Origin of the sequence: Streptomyces sp. ISL-100 (assembly GCF_018614615.1) — a bacterium.
Lineage (GTDB): Bacteria > Actinomycetota > Actinomycetes > Streptomycetales > Streptomycetaceae > Streptomyces.
In genome coordinates this window covers 19,355-41,164 of sequence record NZ_JAGGOK010000079.1, presented here as the reverse complement: position 1 = coordinate 41,164, position 21,810 = coordinate 19,355, and the positions used below count along the sequence as shown (strand labels likewise).

Annotated in this window: 15 protein-coding genes and 1 pseudogene; 7 read left to right on the top strand and 9 right to left on the bottom strand. The window is 69.9% G+C overall.

The genetic code is table 11. The annotated features are described in order from the left end of the window. Nucleotides 1-91 precede the first annotated feature (91 nt). Complete coding sequence (locus J7E89_RS32635) at nucleotides 92-2,173, bottom strand: SpoIIE family protein phosphatase (RefSeq protein WP_214978665.1); 2,082 nt, start codon at nucleotides 2,171-2,173, stop codon at nucleotides 92-94. 321 nt (nucleotides 2,174-2,494) lie between these two features. Between J7E89_RS32635 and J7E89_RS32630 the strand changes: the two genes are divergently transcribed. Next, nucleotides 2,495-2,926, top strand: coding sequence for a VOC family protein (locus tag J7E89_RS32630; RefSeq protein ID WP_214978662.1), 432 nt, complete (start codon nucleotides 2,495-2,497; stop codon nucleotides 2,924-2,926). 81 nt (nucleotides 2,927-3,007) lie between these two features. Here J7E89_RS32630 and J7E89_RS32625 read toward each other — a convergent pair whose 3' ends face one another. After that, nucleotides 3,008-3,895 (bottom strand): DUF817 domain-containing protein, encoded by an 888-nt coding sequence (locus J7E89_RS32625; protein WP_251061405.1) that lies wholly within the window; start codon nucleotides 3,893-3,895, stop codon nucleotides 3,008-3,010. Nucleotides 3,896-4,140: 245 nt separating this feature from the next. Between J7E89_RS32625 and J7E89_RS32620 the strand changes: the two genes are divergently transcribed. Beyond that, on the top strand, nucleotides 4,141-4,635 hold the full coding sequence (locus J7E89_RS32620) for a cupin domain-containing protein (protein WP_214978659.1): 495 nt from the start codon (nucleotides 4,141-4,143) through the stop codon (nucleotides 4,633-4,635). A gap of 216 nt (nucleotides 4,636-4,851) precedes the next feature. Here J7E89_RS32620 and J7E89_RS32615 read toward each other — a convergent pair whose 3' ends face one another. The 3 genes from J7E89_RS32615 to J7E89_RS32605 all read right to left on the bottom strand — a co-directional run bounded on the left by J7E89_RS32615 (nucleotide 4,852) and on the right by J7E89_RS32605 (nucleotide 10,163). After that, nucleotides 4,852-6,933, bottom strand: coding sequence for a PQQ-binding-like beta-propeller repeat protein (locus J7E89_RS32615; RefSeq protein ID WP_214978657.1), 2,082 nt, complete (start codon nucleotides 6,931-6,933; stop codon nucleotides 4,852-4,854). A gap of 97 nt (nucleotides 6,934-7,030) precedes the next feature. Next, nucleotides 7,031-9,226: a PQQ-binding-like beta-propeller repeat protein gene (locus J7E89_RS32610; RefSeq protein ID WP_214978655.1), complete on the bottom strand. Its 2,196-nt coding sequence runs from the start codon at nucleotides 9,224-9,226 to the stop codon at nucleotides 7,031-7,033. Nucleotides 9,227-9,230: 4 nt separating this feature from the next. After that, nucleotides 9,231-10,163, bottom strand: coding sequence for a serine/threonine protein kinase (locus tag J7E89_RS32605; RefSeq protein ID WP_251061404.1), 933 nt, complete (start codon nucleotides 10,161-10,163; stop codon nucleotides 9,231-9,233). 369 nt (nucleotides 10,164-10,532) lie between these two features. Between J7E89_RS32605 and J7E89_RS32600 the strand changes: the two genes are divergently transcribed. The 5 genes and pseudogenes from J7E89_RS32600 to J7E89_RS32580 all read left to right on the top strand — a co-directional run bounded on the left by J7E89_RS32600 (nucleotide 10,533) and on the right by J7E89_RS32580 (nucleotide 17,881). Continuing rightward, entirely contained in the window at nucleotides 10,533-11,078 is a 546-nt protein-coding gene (locus J7E89_RS32600) for a hypothetical protein (RefSeq protein WP_214978677.1), read from the top strand. Beyond that, a pseudogene (locus J7E89_RS32595) lies at nucleotides 11,048-12,463 on the top strand (hypothetical protein); the annotation flags it as partial. The gene J7E89_RS32600 and the pseudogene J7E89_RS32595, both read left to right, overlap by 31 nt. Nucleotide 12,464: 1 nt before the next feature. Continuing rightward, nucleotides 12,465-13,937: a VWA domain-containing protein gene (locus J7E89_RS32590; protein WP_251061403.1), complete on the top strand. Its 1,473-nt coding sequence runs from the start codon at nucleotides 12,465-12,467 to the stop codon at nucleotides 13,935-13,937. A gap of 33 nt (nucleotides 13,938-13,970) precedes the next feature. Continuing rightward, entirely contained in the window at nucleotides 13,971-15,083 is a 1,113-nt protein-coding gene (locus J7E89_RS32585) for an AAA family ATPase (protein ID WP_214978651.1), read from the top strand. After that, the gene (locus tag J7E89_RS32580; protein ID WP_214978649.1) at nucleotides 15,080-17,881 is read left to right on the top strand and encodes a DUF5682 family protein; all 2,802 of its coding nucleotides are present in this window, start codon (nucleotides 15,080-15,082) and stop codon (nucleotides 17,879-17,881) included. The genes J7E89_RS32585 and J7E89_RS32580 overlap by 4 nt, the downstream gene beginning before the upstream one ends. 150 nt (nucleotides 17,882-18,031) lie before the next feature. Here the strand turns inward: J7E89_RS32580 and J7E89_RS32575 are convergent, their stop codons facing one another. From J7E89_RS32575 to J7E89_RS32560, 4 genes are all read right to left on the bottom strand, one after another. Continuing rightward, a complete protein-coding gene (locus tag J7E89_RS32575) occupies nucleotides 18,032-18,469 on the bottom strand; it encodes a hypothetical protein (RefSeq protein ID WP_214978647.1) in 438 nt (145 codons plus the stop codon). 153 nt (nucleotides 18,470-18,622) lie between these two features. Beyond that, nucleotides 18,623-19,633, bottom strand: coding sequence for a M20/M25/M40 family metallo-hydrolase (locus J7E89_RS32570; RefSeq protein WP_214978675.1), 1,011 nt, complete (start codon nucleotides 19,631-19,633; stop codon nucleotides 18,623-18,625). A gap of 276 nt (nucleotides 19,634-19,909) precedes the next feature. After that, nucleotides 19,910-20,566, bottom strand: a complete 657-nt coding sequence (locus J7E89_RS32565) for a response regulator transcription factor (RefSeq protein ID WP_214978645.1) — start codon at nucleotides 20,564-20,566, stop codon at nucleotides 19,910-19,912. Then, complete coding sequence (locus J7E89_RS32560) at nucleotides 20,563-21,798, bottom strand: sensor histidine kinase (protein WP_308315675.1); 1,236 nt, start codon at nucleotides 21,796-21,798, stop codon at nucleotides 20,563-20,565. Before J7E89_RS32560 ends, J7E89_RS32565 begins: the two co-directional genes overlap by 4 nt. Nucleotides 21,799-21,810: the final 12 nt, after the last annotated feature.

Here is a 21,810-nt window from a genome sequence, read left to right as displayed (position 1 = left end):
GGGGGGGGTCGGCCACGTAACCGACGGGCAGCCGACCGCCCCGAACGCACGCCAGGAGCGGAGCTATTGCTCCGAAGACCATCAGCCGGCACTAGCCGGGGCGTGGCGTGTTGCCGATGCGGGCGGTGAGCAGGGCGATGTCGTCGTCGGCGGATACCGGGACCAGACGGGTGATCAGCAAGTCACAGAGTTGGTCGAGCGGTTGCTGGGGTTCGGTGAGCAGGCGGGTGAGGTCGGAGAGGCGTTCGTCGATGTCACGGCCGCGGGCTTCGATCAGACCGTCGGTGTAGAGAACAAGGATGCTGCCGGGGGGCAGGGTGATGTCGGTGGTCGTGAAGTCGATGCCGCCGACACCGAGCGGGGCGCCGGGCGGGGTCTTGATCAGGTGGACGGTGCCGTCGGGCTCCGCCGCGGCGGGCGGGGGGTGTCCGGCGCGGGTGATGGTGCAGCGACCCGTGGTGGGGTCGCAGACGGCGTACAGGAAGGTGGCGAGCATCGGCTCGGCCAGGTCGGCGAGAGTGGCTTCCAGATGGTGCAGCAGTTCGGTCGCGGGCATGTCGAGGCGGGCCAGGGCCCGGACGGTGGCGGAGAGTCGCCCCATGACCGCGGCCGCGGCGATGCCGTGACCCATGACGTCGCCGATGAGGAGGGCTGCTTTGTCGTCGGGGAGATGCAGGACGTCGTACCAGTCGCCGCCGACTTCGTTGACGTCGCTGGCGGGCAGGTAGCGGTGGGCTACTTCGATGCCGGGCGGCGGGGTGATGTGCTGCGGCAGCATGCTGCGCTGGAGGACAACCGCGGTCTCGTGCTCACGGTGGTAGAGGCGCGCGTTGTCTATGCTGACGGCGGCCCGGGCGGCGAGTTCGCCGGCGAGGGTGACGTCGTCGGATCCGAAGGGGCCAACGGGCCGGGTGCGGTAGAAGGTGGCGACGCCGAGGACCAGGTCGCGGGCGACGAGCGGAACCATCATGAAGGAGTGCACGCCCGCCTCGAGCAGCTGAGCCGGTGCCGTGGAGTGGCGGGCCGCGGGGGCGATGGCCCGCTCGTCGAGGCGGGAGATCAGGAAGGGCTGGCGGGCGGCGAGAGCCTGGGTGTACGGAGCGGCTGCGGGGAAGCCGAGGGTTCTGCCGAGCGGGGCGAGGATGTCGGTGATGTGGGAGCCGGTCAGCGGGGCCTTGCCCAGGCGCCGCAGCGCGACGCCGCCGATCAGCCCCATGTCCGGCTCGTCGCCACGGGCAAGGGTGTCCAGGATGTCGACGGTGACGGCATCTGCGAGGTCCGTGACGGCGAGGTCGGCCAGCTCCTGTGCGGTACGTTCCAGCTCCAGGCTGGCGCCCATGCGGACGCTGGCTTCGCTGAGCAGGGCGAGCCTGCGGCGGCCCGCCTCCGCCTCGGTGTGGGCCCGCTGCTGCTCGGTGATGTCGAGCAGGGAGGCGATCACGCCGATCGGCCGCCCAGCGGGATCTTCCACCCGCACATACGAGCACGACCACACCCGGTCGTGCTCCGGATCGGCCGGCGTTCGCCCGGTGCGTCGCCGGTCAAGGACCGGCTCCCCCGTGTCCAGCACCTGCCGCATCGCCTCCTCCATCTCGCCCGCGTTCACCTCAGGCAGCAACTCGGCCAGGCGACGGCCCACGTGTGCGGACTCCGCGAGGCCGTTCATCGCTTCGAGCGCCGGGTTGACCTGCAGGAACCGCAGATGTGTGTCGAGTACGGCGATGCCGACGGGTGAGCGGGAGAACAGCCCGTCCCACACCGCCGACGACCCTCGGATACGGCGCGCCGCGTGGGCGTCGGCGGCGAAGACCAGCACCGCCGAGGCCCCGTGCCGCCCACTGTGTACCGGACAGGCCCAGATCTCGAGCTCCAGCGGGTGTCCGTCGCGGTGCCATACGGTCACCGTGCCCATCACCCCGCGCCCGGTGGCGGCGGTCTCCCAGAGCGACCGGCCCAGGCTGCTGTCGGCCCCCGGGTGCAGAAGGTCGGCGATGTGCCGTCCCACCACCTGCGGCGGTGTGTAGCCGAGCAGTTCCTGTGCGGTGTGGTTCCACCGCACAATCGTCCCGTCGGCGCTCGTGGCCACCTGCGCCACCTGCAGGGCACCCAGCCACCCGCCGGCGTCCTGGGCGGCGCCGCTGATCAGCTCATTGACCGGTATCTGCTCATCCATCCGCAACCTGCCCCCTCTCGGGCAGCCACAGGCAGCCGCCGCAGCATGCCGCTGCGTACGAACAGGAGGGCGGCCGTTCCCTCACATACCCATCCTGGTCCCGCCGGTCCCGGACCGCCCCTTGGCCTGGTGGCCCGATTCGGACCGGCGCCGGTCCTGGGTCGGACAAGTGCGGGCCGGAATGGCGTTTCGACGTGCGCGGCGGCTTCATCGTGGGTGACGGTGGACCCGCCCTGGTTTTTGCGTTCGTGCCCCGTACGGTCTTCGGCCTCGCCAAGGGCGGCCGTTCGGCCGGACCCGCTTTGTTTTGAGGAGGCTTTCATGAACTGGACACTCGAAGTCGTTCCGGTCCCTGTCACCGATATGGACCGGGCGAAGGACTTCTACGCCGACAAGATCGGCTTCAAGGTCGACCTCGACAACGAGGTCGCCCCCGGTATGCGCATTATTCAGATGACCCCGCCCGGCTCGCGGTGTTCGATCGCGATGCTCAAGGGGATGCCGGAGGCACCAGATATGAAGGAGATGACCCCGGGCACGCTGCAAGGCCTGCAGATTTGTGTCACGGACATCGAGGCGGCCCGCGAGGAGCTGCTGGGCCGAGGCGTAAATGTCTCTCCGATCCGTCACGTCGGCGCGACGGGCTGGGAGGACGGCAAGGGTGACACCTGGAACTCGTTCATGACCTTCGAGGACCCGGACGGCAACGGCTGGGTGGTCCAGGAGGCCCCGTCGGAGCTGTCGGAACGCTGAGCAGCCACTGCGCTGAGCAGTAACGGGCGGGGCGGGAGACCAGCCGCCTGGCTTCGGCCCCGCCCGTCGTCTCGGCCGGCCTCACGCCGGCGGCAGCCGCCTGCCACCTGCTCGGGCACGCGGCAGCACAGTCTGGGGGTGTGCGGGCAGGCTGCAGGAAGCGCTGGACGGGGCGGGGGAAACGAACGCGGGCTGCTGAGGCGGCGAAGAGGTGCCTTCCGCTGCCCGTCGGCGTCCGGCGACCATGACGAATGTGACGCTGATCAGCAGAGACCAGGCGGCGATCTTCATGAGGGAGACCGGCTGCCATCCGTGGAGTTGATTCGGGTAGCTCCATGCTCCGACGTAGGTGGCCACGTTTTCCGCGACCCAGAGAAAGAACCCGATCAGGGTGAAGCCCAACGCGAGCGGCATACGGTATCGCCGCTGCCCCACCGAGTAGCCGACCGACGTGCCGATGGTGGCGAGCAGCATGAGGGCGGCGAGAACCCAACGGGCGTCAGGCAGCCAGTGGTGGCTGAAGAAGTTGACGTACACGGCAGCGGCCAGCGGCACCATCACGCGCGGCCGGTAACCGGTGAGTTGGAGTGACATCAGCCGCCACGCCCGGCAGACGTAGCTGCCGACGGCCGAGTAGAGGAAACCGCCGTACAGCGGCACGCCCGCGCACTTGGTGACGGCGTCCTCGGGATAGCTCCAGGAACCCAACTGGACCTTGACCAGCTCGAACAGCAGCCCAATGAGATGACAGGCGGCGATCACCGCAGTATCGCGGGCGGTGTCCCAGCCCACACGGCGGGCCAGGACCGTCAGGAGCACTCCGTAACCGAGCAACAGGTCGTAGCGCGCCACGGGAAGCTCCGGCAACAGAGCGGATACGGCGACACCGCCGACGAGCGCGACCGCGAAGGCGCAGCAGCGCGCCTGCTGCCACCCGAAGAGGAGAACTTGCCGAAATGCGTGCTGCATGGATGTCACACCGGCAAGACGCCTGACCAGGGATGCCGGTTGCATGACGAGACGTGAAGCACACACCGGTTCCAACCGCCCCAGCGCCCGTACAAGGCGGCCCTGACAAGAAGGCGGGACCAGAATTGACCCATGATTCAGGCATTGGAATGCACCCTGTGCCAGGTCTCTTGGCTCCTTAAAGTCGTAGTCACAAGGGCCGCCGGAGACGCCGGCGGCCGAGGTTCAGCACAGGGAGTACGACTATGAACGCCGCCGCACTGATGCCGGTTCTCACCCGCGCCGCCTCCGCCGAGACCACCAGCGACCCCAGCAGTGTCATGACCCTGCTGGCCGACTGCGGCACCGACGGCAGCTCGCTCACCAGCTACCGCTCGCAGTTCGCCAGGGGAGCGGTGGGCGCCCCGGCTCACTTCCACACCCGGGCATCCGAGCTCTTCTTCGTCATCGGCGGCTCGCTGCAGGTGGTCATCGACGACGAGGTCAAGATCCTGGACGAGGGTGACTTGCTGCTCGTACCGCCGCACACTCCGCACGCCTTCGCGGCGGCTCCTGGAGCCGAAGCCGACGTGCTGTTCGTCTTCACGCCGGGCATGCCGCGTTTCGACTACCTGCGGCTGCTGGGCCGGGTGATGCGGGGCGAGGCGAGCCCGCAGGAAATCAAGGACTCCTCCGAGCGCTTCGACAACCACTACGTCGACAGCCCGGTGTGGCGTGCCGCCCTGGAGGCCTCGGCGTGACCGGCTCCACGACACGCGGCCCCGAACGTGGACCTGAATCCCGTTCGTGCCCCGGTTCAGCGCCCGACTTCGGCTGAGGCCGGGGTGGACGCAACGGCCGGGTCGGAGTGTACGTCGATCAGTAACTCCCGCCGCCGTCGCCCGGCGGCCCCCGAAGGCTGCGCCATTCCTCGTAGCGAAGCACTCGGCTGGACGCCACTTGTGGGCGGCCGTTCGTCATTCCGAGTAGACCGGCATCGCGGTGACGCTTCCCCCGCGTGAGATGAAGACCCGGTTTCCGTCCGCCGCGAGCCGGTAGTTGCCGGTGCCGCGGGCCTTGTAGGAGAAGAGACTCCTGCCCGTCGTCTTGTGCACGACAGCCAGCGCTCTGCCCTTGATTTCGGGGAGCCAGACGGTCGCCCCTTGCACCGCGGGTGCCGTGGTGGAGGAGCCTGTGGGTTCCAGTTCGTAATAGCCCCAGTCCGACGCCGCGAAGTCGACGTCGGGGATGGTGTGGTATCGGCGGCCCACCCAGCCTTCCATCGCGAACACCCGGTCCTTTTCGGCGCGCGGGTTGCTCCAGCCGCCGTGGGCGAGGGACGACTTCGCCTTCTCGGTCCAGAGTTCGGTCCCGGTCTTCAGTGAGCGGGCCGTCAGAGTCCGGCCGCCCAGGTAGACGATGCCGCCGGCGATGGCGGGGGTGGTGCCTTGTGTTCCCTGGTCGGGGAGGTCCCAGACATCCTTGCCCGTCTTGGTGTCGACGGTTCTCACATGGCCGTCGCCGGGGAAGAGAACGAGGCGGCCGCTGCCCACAGCTGCTGTGGCCGGGTTGTCGGCGGGGTCCCAAGGCAGGGGGACGGACCAGGAGGTCTTCCGGGACCAGGCATCGAGGGCGAGCAGGCGGTTGTCCTCTGTCGTCACATACACGGTGGTGTCGTCGGCGGCCAGCACATACTCGGCGGATACGTCGGCCTTCCAAGCGAGTTGTCCCGTGGAAGCGATGAAGGCGTGCAGTACGCCGTTTATATCGGCCGCGGCGACGAGGCGGTCCGCGACAGAGACATAACCCGCCGGCGCGTAGGCGTCAGGTGCGCGCCACCGTTCGCGGCCGTCCGTCACCCCGTGCGCGACCAGGCCGCCCTCCTTGGCGTCGAGGAGCAGTACGTCGCGCACGGGAAGCGGCGCGCGAGGCGTGTTGGTTGTCGTTACGTCGATCGGGCCCCACAGCGGGGCAGGCGCCTCACCCGGCTTGGAGTCGATCAAGGAGGCGAAGGCAGCCACGGGCGTCGTCACGGCAGCCGGGACCGCGACGTCGGGGCTCCGGGTCACCCACCAGGCGCTTGCGCCGCCCGCCGCGAGGAGGCCTGCACCCGCTGCGCCGGCCGCGACGAGGAAGCGCCGCCGGGTGGGGGCACCCGGCACGGCTGTGTCGTCTGTCGCGACCAGCCTCTTCGCGGCCGCCTCCCGCTGGGCGATGTCGTCCGCCAGCGGGCCGCGGCGCCAGGCCCGGTCCGCGCCCTTCGGCGGGGCGAAAGCCGCAGCGATCTGAGTGCTTACGGGCCGCAGCGCCGGGTCCTTCGACAGACACGGGCCGATCAGTTGCAGGAGGGCCCGCGGCACCCGGCTCACGTCCGGTGAGCCGTGCACGACTTCGTACTGGACCGCCGCGACATGCCCGCCGTCGAACGCGCGCTGTCCGGTGGCCGCGTACACGAGTACGGCTCCCAGCGAGAAGAGGTCCGAGGGCGGGCCGACCCGCTGCCCGAGAACCTGCTCGGGAGCCCCGTACCCCGGTGTGACCGGAATCTGGCCCGTCGTGGTGAGGGTCAGGCCGTGCTCGGGGCGGGCGATGCCGAAGTCGATGACGCGCGGACCGGACGACGTCAGCACGATATTGGCCGGTTTGAGGTCCCGGTGTACGAGTCCGGCGCTGTGGATGTCGTGAAGGGTACGAGCGAGGGCGGCGGCCAGTGCCCTGACTGCCGGATCACCCATCGGCCCGTACGCGCCGATCGCCTCCTCGAGCGTAGGGCCTGCGAGGAACTCCGTGGCGATCCACGGCCGGCCGCCCTCCGTCTGCGTGCTCAGGACCCGCGCCACACCCTTGCCGGTGACGGCCGCCGCCATCTGGGCCTCGCGGACGAAGCGCTGGGCGAGGTGCTGGTCGTGGGCCAGTTCGGGGCGCAGGACCTTGACGGCGGCGGTGCGGCCGTCACCGTCTTGGCCGAAGTACACCTTGCCCATGCCGCCTTCACCCAGCACCCCGGCCAGGCGGTAGGGGCCGAGGCGGACTGGGTCGCCTGTGGCGAGGGGCTTCATGCTCTGCGCTGCCTTCTGATTCGACTTGATTCGAGGTCTGACGGCCCGACACTCCGACGGTCCGGCGATTTGGTAATTCCGCGAAGTGGAGCAGCGGTCACGCCAGTGGGAACGCGACCGCCGACGTCTCACCCGCGCCGATGATCCGCTTCCTTCCCTTGTCCACGACGTACCGAGTGGCATCGGTCGGGAAGACCCATTCCGACTTGCGCGTCGCGAGGTCGACCGCGCTGAGGCCACCCATGACCGGGGCGTAGACATACTTCTTCCCCACGACCGGAACGGTGTTCAGGACGGGAGTCAAGTCCCGTGCGGCAGGCGCCTCCTCCCACTTCCGCTCCCCCTTGTTCGCGCTCACGGCGATGAGCCCGCGATTGCCTTCGGTGGCGTACACGAGGCCGCCCGCCACCGTCGGTACGCCGTAGAGGGCCTTGCCCTGGCCGACCTCCCAGGCGCTGCTGCCGTCGGTCAGGCGCAGCGCTCGGAGCCGGCCGCCGCCGACGTAGACGTGCCGGCGGTCCGTGGCGAGCTGGCCGGGGATGAGGAAGTAGTCTTCGGGCTTCATGGGGATGCTCCGCTGCCAGAGCCTGATCCCGGTACGGGTGTCCCTGGCCTCCATCTCGAAGTCGGTGCGTTCGCCGTTGAGTTTGCCGAGGATCAGCCGGCTGCCGACGACCTTCGCGAGGTAGAGGCGCGACTCGTTGTCGGGCAGGTGCCTCGCGATGGGGCGGCGCCAGGCCTCTTTGCCCGTACGGAGGTTCACGGCCACCAGGTGCCAGCCGGTCTCCTTCTTCTCGAACGAGTCGTCGCTCTTGCCGAGTCTCGACGCGGCGAACAGCAGGTTGCCTGCCGCCGTCAGGAGTTGGGTGCCGAACCCGGCCCCCTCGAACCCCTTGAGTTCGATGACGCGGGCCGGTGCGCTGCCGCTGCGGGGGGCGAACGTGTGGATCGCCAACGCGTTCTGGGCGGTGTTCGACCGCGATCCGTAGAAATTCGTGCCGTCTGAAGCGATCTCCTGGGGATCCGTGTGCAGATCGCTGGTCCAGAGCTCCTTGCCGTCCTTCGGGTCGAGGACCCTGAACTTGGCGGTCTCCATGAAGCCCACCACGTCACCGGCGAGGAGCGGTGTGAGCGACTCCTCCCGGTCGAACGCCTCCGTCTTCCACAGCGGTTGCCGGTCATCGCCGGGAGCGTTCTTGACCGACGAGGGAGCCGGCGAGGCCGTACCGCCGCCTTGTTGCGTCTTCTCAGCACCGGGAGCCAGCCATGCCCACGCCCCCACTCCCGCCGCGCTTACTCCCAGTACCGACCCGCCGCCGACCGTCAGGAGCCTGCGTCGGGACAGGGAGCGGGGGGCGTCCGGGGTTGTCGGGGCGAGAGACGACTCGGCCGGGGCGGGGAGACGGTAGGGCTGGTGGTGCCAGACCTCTGTCGCGCGGCGCGCGATCTCCGCCAGCAGCAGGTCCGGGAGGTGGTCGGCGAAGTCGCCGTGACCGTCGTGGAGTTCGGAACCGATCCGGTGTGTCGTGGGGCGCTGGGACGGGTCCTTCGAGAGGCAGGCGGTGAGGAGTGGGAGCAGGGACGGCGGTACGTCGAGAAGATCCGGCTCGGCGTAGCGGACGCGGTAGAGGAGGTCCGCCGCCTGGCCGCCGCCGAACGGGCCGTGGCCCGTCGCCGCGAAGACCAGGACGCCCGCGAGGGCGAAGACATCACCGGCCGGGGTGTGTTCCTGGCCGGTCGCCTGCTCGGGGGACATGAAGGCGGGGGTCCCGGCCGCCGCGCCCGTACGCGTCAGACGGTCGTCGCCGGCCGCGCGGGCGATGCCGAAGTCGATGACCTTCGGGCCGTACGCCGTGATCATCACGTTGGACGGCTTCAGGTCCCGGTGGACGACGTTCGAGGAGTGGAGCTGGGCCAGCGCGCCGGCGAGGGCGGCGCCCAGCGCCCGTACCGACGGCTCGGGCAGTGGGCCGCACAGCTCTACGGCGTCGTCCAGCGGCGGTCCGAGCACGTATTCCGTTGCCAGCCAGGGAGTTTCGGCCTGCGGATCCGCGTCGAAGACCGCCGCGCCATGGCGGTCGCCGATGATGCGGGCCGCATCCGTCTCGAGGCGGAAGCGGCTACGGAACGTGGGGTCGGTGGCGATCCGCGCGTGCATCGTCTTGAGCGCGACCGTACGGCCCGTGGCGGCGCGGGCCAGATAGACCGTGCCCATGCCGCCGCTGCCCAGGCGTGCGATCAGCCGGTACCCGTCGAGCGCGGCCGGGTCGTCGTGGGTGAGAGGGGACAGCATCGTGTCAGTTCCAGGTGGGAGTACGCGGTTCGGCGGCCAGGACCGAGGCCGACTGGTGGGCGATCGCCGCGACGACGCGGCCGGGGAGCCAGCCGGCGGTGAGGAGGGAGCCCGCCGAGTTGAGGACGGTGTCGTGCGGGGCCAGCCCGGCGAGGACAGTGGCTGCCGTGGGGCGGTCCGCCGGGTCGCGGGACAGGCAGGATGAAATCAACCGGCCCAGGGAGGGCGGGAGTTCATCCCGGTCCGGGACGGTGTGGCCGGTCGAGGCGTACGCGAGGACCGAGCCCAGCGCGTAGACGTCACCCGGCGGCCGGGGCCGGCCGCCGGAGGCCTGCTCGGGGGCGAGGCTGCCCGGATCGATGCCCGCCAGGCCGGTCCGCTGTTCACCGTCGGGTGCCGCGGCCCGTACAGCGCCGAAACAGCTCAGCCGCGGCCCGTCGCCCGTCAGCAGCACGGCCGCGGGGGACAGGCCCGCATGCGTCAGGCCCTGAGCGTGGGCGGCCTCCAGCGTCTCGGCGAGGGCTGCGCCCAGGGCGCGTACCGTGCGCTCCGGCAACGGCTCGCCGTGCACGGCGAGCGCGACGGGCAGCGGGAGCGCGGGCAGGTACGGCGTCGCGTACCAGGGCGCCTCACCGGGGCCGGCCAGCTCCGTCACGGGCGCCACCCAGGGTCCGAGCAGCCTGCGGGCCGCGTCCGCCTCGACGGCGAAGCGGGCGGGATCGGCACCCGGGAGCGGGGCGTTGAGCAGGACCGTACGCTCGCCGTCGGCGCTACGGGCGACAAAGCGGCGCCACGGCGTGTACGGCGCGCTGTGTGGCGGGTCGAGCCGGGTGATCAGGTGGTACGGGCCGATCTGCCGCGACGTGGTCGCGGAGGCGGGGGTGGGAGCGGGGGCAGGCACGGCGGGGCCGTAGGCCTCCGGGCGTGGCCGTTCCATGTGCGAATCCCCCCTCAGCTGTTATCAGAGCAACAAGAGCCTACTCATGCGGCAGGCGGGGCCAGGCGGGCGGGTTGAGCGCGCATGCTGAAGTGGATGCGCGCGGTCAGCTGTACGCGAGGCTGGTGACGACGCTGGTCGTGGCCTGGCCGACGATGGGCGTGGGCTTGGGCTGGGGATCGATGATCGCTCGAAGGGGCCGATGTCCCAGGTGCCCATGGTGATCTCCTCACGTTGCCGTCCCTGGATCTTCGCAGTGGCCACTGACAACGGGTCAAGGAACCGGCTCCGCGAGCAGTGTGTGACGCGGTCGTGCGTCCGCGATCGGCGTTGTCAGTGGTCGCAACTATGTTCAGTCGTGTCCCGCCGATGTGGCGCGGAAGTCCCCCCTGGTGCATAGGAGATGGCGCGTTGTCTGATTGGGAGAGGTCGAGTACGGCACGGGTGGTGACACCCGCACGGCCGCGCAAGCTCGCCAAGGTCCCGTTCGTCGAACTGGCCGACGGACGCTTGCAGGGTGTGGTGTCCAGCGGTTCGGACATCGAGCGGGTCTATGTCTCGTCGGTCGCTGCCGGCACCTACGCATTCGCTTGCAGCACCAACAACAACCGGCCCTGTGGCGGCGCGCGGGGCGCGTTCTGCAATCACATTCGGGCTCTGATCAACGAGGCGGTGCTGCAGTACGGCGCCGCGCGCGTCAGCCGTTACCTGAGGGTTGACGTCGTGGACGGGGAGCCGAGCGCGCAGACCATCACCGCCGGCATGAGCGGCACACGTCCACCGCAGGGGGACGCCAAGGCCGCCGCGCCCGTCTTCAGCCGGTTCCTGCGCCACCTGGCCTACCTGGAACTCGCCCCGACCACCGCACCGTTGCCGGAGATGCAGTGGTTCCCGCCGACCAGGGCGGTGGCGTGATGCGCGCCGACCTGCTCTCCGAAACCATCACGGGGCTCGACGAAGCTCTGGCGGCCGTCGACGCCTTTGACCGGGCTCTCGTCGCCGGCCTGCTCCGTCCCCAGCCCGCTCAGGCCGCCGGCCTGACAGAGCTCACCCACGCCGTCGCGGGGACGCCGCTGGCCGCCAGGGTCGCCGAGGCGGCGGAGAAGGCGGCGGCCGGAGCCGCGAGCGAAGAGCACTTCGTCGCCCTCGCCGCCGCCCGCACCGCACTGCTCGGCTCCGTCCACGACGCACTGATGACCCGCGTCCAGGAGGCGACCGGTCGCTCCAGCAGCGAGGAGACCGTCCCGGCGCCCGGCGGGCAAGAAGCGGTGAACCTGCTTGCCGCCGCCCGCTCCTGGCTGTCCGATCTGGCGCGCACCGGGTGGCAGGGCATCGACCACGACGTGGTCTCAGGGTCGGCGCAAATCGTCTCCGCGATGCTTCCGGACCCGGCCCTGCGCCGCCTGGCGACGCTCCTCGACGGCTTCGCCGTCGAACTCGCGGCATCCTGCCCGGGCGCGGCCCTGGAACGCATTCCGGCACGCCGCTGGGCCGACGTGTGGTCGCGCGCCATGCTGCTGACGCTGCCCGGTGCGGCCGATGTGCCGATGACCGGTACGGTCACCGGCCGCCTCCTGCCCCTCGGTGTCGACGTACACGAACACGCGACCGCCGTACAGGCCCAGGTCCACGCGGTGTTCGAGCCTGCGGACGGCGCTGCGTCCCGCCTGGTGCGTGCCGGCGTGTCGGTACCGAAGCCCGACACGGTGGTCGGAGCCGGCCTCTGGCAGCTGCTCCGTCCGCACATGTCGCTCCTGGCAGCCGTCAGCGAAGGCCACTCGATGGATGTCGCCGACATGCCCATCACCGCCGAGGGCAACCTGATCTGGAGCGACGAGCACGCACGCCCGGGGGAACCCGCCGACGCCTTTGCCACTGCCCGCGTCGCCCTGCCCACCGCGACCGACCCGGCGACCGCACCCCTGGACCGGCACCCGGTGCGCATCGCCGTACCCGTGTTCCTGGAGGGCTACGCCGCCCAGAAGGATGACGACGACGCAGTGACGTTCACCGTCGCCGGACACCCTCTCGTTGTCGACACCGACCGCATCGCGACCGCCGGACCGCTCACCCCCGAAGCCGTCGCGGCCTCCAGTGCGTGCATCGGACTGCTCCGCTGGGACGCCGGGACATTCAACGTCCAGCCACTGGCCGTCGAGAAGACCGTACGGAAGAAGGCTGTCGCGATCCAGGCCGGGGGGTGGGCCGGGGGCACGACGGACAAGGCCGGTGTCAAGGCTGAGAAGGCCGCCACCGACGCCGTGGCCGTGCTGCGGGAACGTGCCGGAAGGCTGCTGCGCAATGACGGAGCAGGAGACCGGACAGACGACCGAAACCACACAGTCGGCCGAGTACGCGACCCCACAGCACCCCGAGGTGGACGCCCACGACAACCGCCGTCAGGTCCTCTACTGGCGGCTCCTCGCCCGCCTCTTCGACCACGAGGAGCACGCCACGCTGGAATCGGCGAGCCTCGCCGTCGTCGAGGACATCGGCCTGCCGTCCCCACTGCTTGACCCGCAGGCCTCCGTCGACTCGATCGTCCAGCGGCACCCGGAGCTGGCCGCCGAGTTCGACGGTCTGATGGCGCCCGAGCCCGACGATGACGGCGGACATGATCGCCCTGCCGAAGTCCGGCGCGCGGCGCTGGTGTCGAAGGTGTTGCTCAACGTCTTCTCCTCCGGGTCCGGCACGGTCACCGCCGGACAGCTGGCGCGCTGGCAGTCCGACGCGGGCTGGCTGGAGCGCGCGCTCGGCTGCAAGCCGGGCGAGCTGCGCGGCGGTCGCGCCGGCGGAGCGGCCGGGCGGGGCGCAGCAGGACCGGGCGTCAGCCCGACCGGCACCGGCGGCCGGGGCACGACGCCAGATCTCAGCCGGCTGATTCCGGCGATCGGCCCGGAGCTTGGAGCCATCGAGGCCGACCTCGTCAAGCGGATGCACCTGCGCGAGGTGCTGGCCGACCCCAAACTCGCCGCGCAGCTGACCCCGAGCATGTCGCTGATCGAGCAGCTGCTGCGGGACAAGAACAACCTCTCGGGCGTGGCCCTGGCCAACGCCAAGGCCCTGATCCGCCGTTTCGTCGACGAGGTCGCCGAAGTGCTGCGCACCCAGGTGGAGAAAGCCACGGTAGGTGCCCTGGACCGCTCCGTGCCGCCCAAGCGGGTGTTTCGCAACCTCGACCTCGACCGCACGATCTGGAAGAACCTCACCAACTGGAGCCCGGAGGAGGAGCGGCTGTACGTCGACCGTCTCTACTACCGGCACACCGCCCGCAAGACGATGCCCCAGCGGCTGATCGTCGTCGTGGACCAGTCGGGCTCGATGGTCGATTCGATGGTGAACTGCACCATCCTGGCGTCGATCTTCGCCGGGCTGCCGAAGGTGGACGTACACCTGATCGCGTACGACACGCAGGCGCTCGACCTCACGCCCTGGGTGCACGACCCCTTCGAGACCCTGCTGCGCACCAACCTCGGCGGCGGCACCGACGGCACGGTCGCCATGGCCCTGGCCCAGCCGAAGATCACCGAGCCCCGCAACACCGTCGTGGTGTGGATCTCCGACTTCTACGAATGGCAGGCCGAGCCGCTGTTCGAGAGCATGGCCGCCGTTCACCGCTCGGGAGCCAAGTTCATCCCGGTCGGCTCGGTGACCAGCTCCGGCCGCGGCAGTGTCAACCCGTGGTTCCGGGAGCGCTTCAAGGACCTCGGTACGCCGGTGCTCTCCGGCCACATCCGCAAGCTCGTGCACGAACTCAAGACTTTCCTCGCTTAGCAAGACCTTCCTCGCTCAGAAAGGCCCCCTGTTATGTCCGACATGTTGCGCGCCCCCGCCGAGATCAAGTACGCCGAGGAACTGGACTGGCTGGAGTCCATCGACGACAATCCCAAGCCCTTCTCCTGGCGCCTGTCCCCGAAGATGGTCCGCTTGTTCATCCTGGGCTCCGAGCGCTCCGACGGCCTGGACCGCGAGATCTCGCAGAAGTGGTACGGGGACCGCAGTTTCGTCGAGCGCTCCGTCGTCACGCTGGCCTCCGACCGCGGCCTGCTGCTCATCGGCGACCCCGGCACCGGCAAGAGCTGGCTGGCCGAGCTGCTGTCCGCCGCGATCTGCCGCAACTCCACGCTGGTCGTGCAGGGCACCGCCGGAACCACCGAGGACCACATCAAGTACTCCTGGAACGTGTCCATGGTCATCGCCAAGGGCCAGTCGCGGGAGTCGATGATCCCCTCGCCGATCATGACGGCGATGGAGACCGGAGGCATCGGCCGTATCGAGGAACTCACCCGCTCCACCAGCGACGTCCAGGACGCGCTGATCTCGATCCTGTCCGAGAAGTACATCTCGGTTCCCGAGCTGGACAGCGACAACATCGTCTTCGCCAAGCCCGGCTTCTCGATCATCGCGACTGCCAACAGCCGCGACCGAGGTGTCAACGACCTGTCCTCGGCGCTCAAGCGCCGTTTCAACTTCGTCCGCATCCCGATGGTGACGAACAAGAAGAGCGAGGTGGAGATCGTCCGCTTCCGCACCGAGGAACTGCTGCGCCGCCACCAGCTCGAACTGGACGTGCCGCCGACGCTGCTCGACGTGCTGCTGCAGAGCTTCGCCGACCTGCGCGCCTCGGCGGCCGCGGCCGGCAGTGACGACGAGAAGCTGGAGTCCGCCCTGTCCACCGCCGAGCAGATCGGCGTACTGGAGGACGCGATACTGCACAGCAACTTCTTCGGCGAGCGCGCCCTGACCGCTCACACTCTGGCCTCCTCGCTCGTCGGGTCACTGGCCCGGCGCGAGCCGGAGGACCTGGCCATCCTCAACAAGTACCTGCACGGTGTCGTGGAGCCGCGCAGCAAGGAAGAGGGCGGCTCCTGGCCGGAGTTCCTGGAGGGCGGCCGCGACGCGATCGCCACCCTGTCATGAGCAGCACGCACGAGGGGACCTTCGAAGCACTGCGCGGGCAGCTCCAGGAGGCCGCCGCGACGTTCGCCGACGGGCCCGACGCCCTGGAAGACATCCTCCTCGGCATCGTCGACGACGTCGACCGCGCGGTGCGCGAGCCACTGGAGATCTTCCCCGTCTGCCACCACTCGCCCGCCTCGGCCATCGCGATGGCACGCCGCCTGCGGGAGAAGCAGCCGAAGGTCGTGTACCTGGAGCTGTGCGAGGACATGGCGCCGCTGCTGACCGAACTGCGCAACTGCAAGCTCCCCGTGGCGGTCCAGTCGTACGCGACCGACATCGACGGCTTCCCGGCCGAGTGGGCTCCGCTGTCGGTGGTCGCACCGATCACCGAGGCTTCCGCGGAGTACCAGGCAATCGCGTACGCACTGGACACGCCGGGCGTCGAACTGGTCCTCGTCGACCGTTCCTCGGACCACGTCTTCCAGTGGGACGCACGCGGAACGCACGGCGCCGAGCCGGCCGATCGCGACGCGCCGCCCGCCGAAGAAGAGGCCGCGCTGCACGGCGACGCGGTCGGCGTGGAGATCGGCGACCTGCGGCCGCGCTTCGCCGAACTGGAGGAACACCTGCTGCGCCACGGCAGGGTGCGGCACTGGTCGGAGTGGTGGCACCAGTACGTCGAAGTGCCGCTCGGCGACAGCGACCACGACACGTACCGCCAGGTCATGCTCCTGATAGGCAGCCTCTTCCGGCGCCTCGCCCCCGGCGACCCCCACCGGGTAAGCGTGGACGAGGACCGCGAACGCTACATGTGGACCAGGATGCGCGAACACCTGGCCGCGACCGGCACCGATCCCACGGACTGCCTCTACGTCTGCGGCGCCTTCCACGCGGCCAGCCGGGTCGCGGAGTTCGGCGTACACGGCGCGGACACCTTCGAGATCAGCCCGCGCAGCGCCACCAAGTGGCTGCACGGCCTGATTCCGTCCAGCCACGCGGCGATCGAAGCGCAATTCGGCCTCGCCGCAGGCTCCGTGTCGATCGCCGCGACGGTCTGGGCGAAGAACGTCAGGCGCACGCGCGTGGAGCCGTACGGCCTGGTGGGGCAGGTGGGCGCGAAGAAGTCGAGGGCCAAGAAGACCGCGGCAGCGGCGGCTCCCGTACCGGCGGTCCCGTCCTCGGACAAGCTGACCGGCTTCCTGCAGCAACCACCCGTCCTGGACCGGCTGGACGAGGCCGAACTGCTCGGCTGGTCGGTGGAGATCGTGCGCGCCGCGCGCCGCAGCGGCTACCTCGCCTCCACCGCCGACGCCATCGCGGTGTTCGAGACGTCGATCCTGCTGGCCGGTATGCGCGACCGGGCCAAGCCCACGCCGTACGACTTCCAGGACGCGGCCGTCACTTGCATCGAGAAGGACGCCGTGCCCGGCCGGCGCGACGTGCGCCGCCTCGTGGAGATCATGATGGGAGGCGACCGGGCCGGCCAGGTCGGGTACGACGCGCTGCCACCCCTGGCCCGTGACGTGCACGACCGGCTCGCGCCCCTGAACCTGAAGCTCCAGCAGCGCGGCGTGCAACGGGCGCTGCTTGACATCGCCTCCCAGCCGGAACTGGAGCAGTGCTCCGACGTGCTGTGGATGCTGGGTCATCTGATGCCGCAGGGCGCCGCGCGGCCGATCATGGGCGAGCGGAGCCTGGGGGAGCGGCCCATCCAGGAGTCGTGGGACCTGGCGCTGGGCACTCACCAGCGTGCGCTCATCGAGCTCGGCTACGAGGGCGTCAGCATCGAGCAGGTCCTGGAGCAGCGGCTGCGCCGCACGGCGTACGGCCCGCACGCCACCGCGGCGACCGTCCTGGAAGCCGTCGAGGACGCGACGCGGTACCTGCGCAGCCGCCGGCTCGCCGACGAGCTGGGCACACGCGCCCTTGAGGTACTGTCGGCCGAACGCAGCGTCGACGGCGCACCGGAGGTGCTGCGCCGGGTGCGGCGGCTGCTGGCGTACTACCGCACCAGCGAGCCGGTGCTGCCGCCGTGGATCGAGGCCTTCGCCAAGACCGGATACGCGCACTACTGCACCCTGCTGCCGACGGCGTTCACGGACGAGGACGCCACCGTTCGCCAAGTGGCGGCGATGCTGGGCTTCCTGTTCAGCATGGAGAGTCTGGCGCTGTCGCTGGGCTGCGACCGGACCCAACTGGAGCTGGCGGTCGCCCAGTCGCATCCCTCGGACCCGCCGAGGACGGCGCTGCTGTGGGCGGCTCAGGTGCAGGTCGGGCACCTCTCCCGCGCGGAGCTTCGGGCGAGGTGCGACGAACTGCTGGGCAACCCCTTGGCGGTGCCCGCCTATCCGCGCTACCTCAGCGGCTTCGTGCACGCCCTGGAGCCCGTCCCGGGCCTCACCGACTTCGTCGTAGAGGCAGTGTCGAACGCGTTCGGACGGCTGCCTGACCCGGTGCTCCTGCCGTGGCTGCCGACCCTGATCACCACCCTGCGGTCGGGCGGCGCCGAGCTGGCCCCGCTGCTGATCCGTGAGGCCGGGCGGATCTTCCCCGGGCGGCTCGCAGCGTTGGACGAGTGGGTGCCGCCGTGGCGGGCGCAGCCGGAGCCGCAAGCCGTGCGTCAGGCGCAGCGCGCGGACGTCGGCAGCGGTTGCACGCTGCTGGCCGCCCACCCCGCGGCGTGCGACGCGGTGGCAAGCCTGCTGGGCTGCGACGGGACGTGGGAGACGGCGGATCCTGGCCCGTCAGGCGCGGCACTCGCAGGTCGCTACCCGGACACGGCTGTGGCGCTGGAGGTGCTGCTGGCCGGCGTATGACTTCGGCGGGGTGAAAGCCCCCACAGCACCCGGTGACATCTGATCTCGCTCGAACTCGCTCGTGGTTCGCGGCAGAACAGCGATCTGCGAGCGAGTTCCCGCGTGAGCACCACTAGTTCCGCAAGCCCGCGCGTATCCGACCCCCGCGCTTCAAAAGCCGATGTCCCGTGCTTCGTAGCCATCCAGCCCAACGGCCAGCAGGGGCGGCACCAGCGCGTGAAGGTACCAGGCCACGTCGGTGAAGAGACGCGAGCCGGGCAGGTTGCGCCGGTTGATGGTCGGCATGAAACTGCAGGCTGTGCGGCGCGGGAAGAAAAGGAGCTGACCGCCGGTGTCCGCTTGGGCGTGGTAGATGCAGACGGCGACGTGGTACTCCGCGTTCTCGGGCGCGTCCAGGAGAGTCAGGACCTCTTCGGTACGATCGCCTGTGGTGGACTGCCAGTCATACAAGTCGTTGTCGTTCACCACGTACGAGAGGCCAAGAGGCTCCTCCAGCGACCACCCTGCGGCGGCCAGGGCATCGACGGTGGCCCGGACCGGGACCTCGTGCCTGAACGTGAAGTCGATGTCCGAGTTCCTGGACGACACGGAGACTCCTGAGTGAGGCGATCAGCGGCCCCGCATTGTCGCCGATGAGGCGAAGAGGGCTGCCCTCGCAGCCGTAACGGTGGTGCGAATCCCGGTGATCACCGGTCGCGGCCTCCCCGTGATCGCTCAAAGGTCGCGCATGCTCCCGGTCTCCTATCTGTTCTGAATCGCTTTCACCAATCCAGCGACAAGGTTCGCCCGCTCGGCCATCGCTTCGATCACCACGTACTCGTGGTCGGCGTGGGCGCCGCCCCCGACTGCTCCAAGGCCATCGAGTGTTGGAACTCCTAGTGCGGCCGTGAAGTTGCCGTCGCTTCCGCCGCCGACTGACTTGCCTTCCAGGCCAGGAAGCAACTGCTTGGCCACCGCGAAGAGCTCGGCGGACGCCGACTCGGGCATCGGAGGCCGGCTGATGGCTCCCTGAACCGAGATCTCCGCCTCATCGAGATGGGGAGCCAGTGCTGCGAACGCAGATTCAACTCGTTCCCTTTCGCCGGCCGACTCGACCCGGACGTCCACGATGACGGTCGCTTCTGCGGGAACAACCTTGCCCATGGATCCTGCCGACGCGACGGTCGGGGTAACAGTCGTGCCGATGTCGGGTCGACCGAGCGCCGCGACGGATACTTGGAACGTGCCGCAGCCTTTACGGCCGGTCTTCAGGGCTCCGCCGTCCGCGGCGCCCTCGAGCACAAGTACGGCGCCGCAAGCAATGGCTCGTTCTTCGATGAGAGCTCGAGAGGAGCGGGAGCCGACCTCTTCGTCGGCATTCATCAGGATCTCGACACCTGACAGGTCATCGAGCGTCGCCAGGCCATGAACGCCCTGTACGAAACCGCCAAGCATGTCGAAGACCCCGGGGCCGGTCGCATGCCCGTCCTCGACCATGAACGGACGGCGTTCAAGGGTCCCGAGCGGAAACACCGTGTCATGGTGACCGAGGATCAGTACTTTGGGGTCGCCACCAGCTGACCAGTGGACGTGCGGCCCGGCTTCGCTCTCGATGAGGAGGGCCTGCCCGCCAAGGCGGCTCTCGATGACAGCGGCGACAGCTTTGGCCGAGGCCGTCAAAGCGTCGAGATCGCGCGATGGAGACTCGATTTCGACGAGCGTCCTGAGGTCCTCAATCATCGCGTCAACACTCACGTCGACGGTCCTGTGCATCGTCACGTTGCCAGGGTACTTGGTACGCCGTGCTGTTGCTGGGTGCCGCCTACGTCAACTCGATTCAGCCGCCGGGGCGTCGGGGGCACCGTCAGAGGTGGTCCGACAGTGCATTCCGGTGCAGGCACCGCCGCGCGAGCGGCACGGTGAGCCGGGCTCAGCCGCACACCTGGGGCAGGGCGCCGCTCGACGTTGTCGCGTCGTACAGGACAGGAGGGCCCGGTACCCCCGCCCGCCGTCGTCGCACGCCAATGGCCCGTCTGCCGGGACCGTCCGTCATCGGGACGGCGACACCAGTCCCACCTCGTAGGCGATGATGACGAGTTTGACCCGGTCGCGGACGCCGAGCTTGGAGAGCAGGCTTGCAACGTGAGTCTTGGCGGTACCCGGGCTGATGTGGAGGTGAGCCGCGAGCTCGCCATTGGACATGCCCCGCCCCACGAGGGTCAGTACCTCGCGTTCCCGCGCGGTGACACCGGCGAGCTCCGCCGGCGGTGGGGCAGGTTCGGGGCGGCCGGCGAACTCCGCGATGAGGCGGCGGGTGACGTTAGGCGCGATCAGGGCGTCGCCCGCCGCGACTACGTGGATGGCTGTGAGGATGTCCTCCAGGGCCATGTCCTTGACGAGGAAGCCGCTCGCACCGGCGCGCAGCGAGGCGTAGATGTTGGTGTCGCTGTCAAAGGTGGTGAGGATGACGACACGGGTTCCCGGGGAATCGGCTGTGATCATCTGGGTTGCCTCGATGCCGTCCATGCCGGGCATGCGGATGTCCATGACGACGACGTCGGGGCGCAGTTCCCTGGCCAGACCGACCGCCTGGGTGCCGGTCTCGGCCTCGCCGACGACGTCGATGTCCGGGCTGTGGTCAATGACCATGCGCAGCCCGGCGCGCACCAGCGCCTGGTCGTCGGCGAGTACGACGCGGATCGTCATGGGGCCTCGGCCGTCGCAGTTGTCGAAGTCGTCGGGGCCGCCGCGGCGGGGGGCAGGGGCAGGCGTGCCGCGACCAGGAAGCCGCCTTCGGGCCGTGGCCCGGCGGTGAAGCTGCCGCCGAGGAGCGCGACCCGCTCGCGCATGCCGCGGATGCCGTAGCCGGAGTTGGCGGTGGCTGTGCGGCCGGGCCCGTTGTCGACGACCTCGACCAGAAGTTCGCGGGGCCGGTAGTCGATTGTCGCCCGGCAGTGCTGGGTGGCCGCGTGCCGTACCACGTTGGTCACCGACTCCTGGATGATGCGGAAGGCGGACTGGTCGACGGCGGTGGGCAGCGGGCGCTGCTCCCCCCGGCGCCGTACCTCCACCTCGACTCCGGCGTCCGCCGTCGTCGAGACCAGCCGGTCGAGGTTTGTGAGCCCCGCGAACGGGGCCGGTTCCGGGGACGGCTCCCGCTCCGGATCCGTCTGGCGGAGTAGATCGAGCATGTGCCGCAGTCCCCGCAGGGTCTCCCGGCTGGTGGCCTCGATTGCTTGCAGCGAGCTCCGCGCCTGCTCGGGCGCGCTGCCGATGACCCGGCTGCCGGCGCCGGCCTGGATCGCGATGACGCCGATGCTGTGGGCGACCATGTCGTGCAGTTCGCGCGCGATGCGCAGCCGCTCGGCCGTAACGGCCTGGGCGGAGGCTTGGTCGCGCAACGCCTCGCCGTACTCGCGCCGTTGGCGGACAGATGTGCCTGTCAACCAGGCGAAGAGGACCGCGAGGGCGAGGCAGGTCGTCAGGCCGAGATAACCCGGAGCCAGTACGCGGGCCCAGCCGCCGTCCCTGAAGAGGTCCAGCTGCAGGACTGTCTCCTGGACGGCGAGCGTGACGACTGCCGCGGCGAGACCGGCACGGGGCGCGCGCGTGGCCGCGAGCAGGCCGACCAGGAGGTGCCCGGCTGGAAAGAGGGGCCAGAACTGCTCGGCCCGCAGCCCCAGAGCCGCCGCGCCGGCCGCCTCAGCCAGGAGAACCGCCAGGACCGGCCACGGCTGTCGCCGTACCCACCCGAGCGGCGCGGCCATCGCGAACGCCACCGCGGCGAGGGCGGCGCCCTGGCTCTCCTGCCCACTGCCCGGTACCGGGCCGCCCGCCATCGTGGCGTACAGCGCCAGACCCAGCGCAGCCACGCCGAAACAGATCAGCAGTCGCTGAAGCCGTGGAGCGGGAGGCCGGTGGGGCGTGATGTCGGGCACGCTTGCGATCGT

Coding starts and splice junctions, on each gene's coding strand:
- J7E89_RS32620 (WP_214978659.1), top strand. CDS start 4,141: ATGAACGCCGCCGCACTGATGCCGGTTCTCACCCGCGCCGCCTCCGCC.
- J7E89_RS32625 (WP_251061405.1), bottom strand. CDS start 3,895: ATGCAGCACGCATTTCGGCAAGTTCTCCTCTTCGGGTGGCAGCAGGCG.
- J7E89_RS32600 (WP_214978677.1), top strand. CDS start 10,533: ATGTGGCGCGGAAGTCCCCCCTGGTGCATAGGAGATGGCGCGTTGTCT.
- J7E89_RS32570 (WP_214978675.1), bottom strand. CDS start 19,633: ATGCACAGGACCGTCGACGTGAGTGTTGACGCGATGATTGAGGACCTC.
- J7E89_RS32635 (WP_214978665.1), bottom strand. CDS start 2,173: ATGGATGAGCAGATACCGGTCAATGAGCTGATCAGCGGCGCCGCCCAG.
- J7E89_RS32610 (WP_214978655.1), bottom strand. CDS start 9,226: ATGCTGTCCCCTCTCACCCACGACGACCCGGCCGCGCTCGACGGGTAC.
- J7E89_RS32590 (WP_251061403.1), top strand. CDS start 12,465: ATGACGGAGCAGGAGACCGGACAGACGACCGAAACCACACAGTCGGCC.
- J7E89_RS32585 (WP_214978651.1), top strand. CDS start 13,971: ATGTCCGACATGTTGCGCGCCCCCGCCGAGATCAAGTACGCCGAGGAA.
- J7E89_RS32565 (WP_214978645.1), bottom strand. CDS start 20,566: ATGACGATCCGCGTCGTACTCGCCGACGACCAGGCGCTGGTGCGCGCC.
- J7E89_RS32605 (WP_251061404.1), bottom strand. CDS start 10,163: ATGGAACGGCCACGCCCGGAGGCCTACGGCCCCGCCGTGCCTGCCCCC.
- J7E89_RS32630 (WP_214978662.1), top strand. CDS start 2,495: ATGAACTGGACACTCGAAGTCGTTCCGGTCCCTGTCACCGATATGGAC.
- J7E89_RS32615 (WP_214978657.1), bottom strand. CDS start 6,933: ATGAAGCCCCTCGCCACAGGCGACCCAGTCCGCCTCGGCCCCTACCGC.
- J7E89_RS32580 (WP_214978649.1), top strand. CDS start 15,080: ATGAGCAGCACGCACGAGGGGACCTTCGAAGCACTGCGCGGGCAGCTC.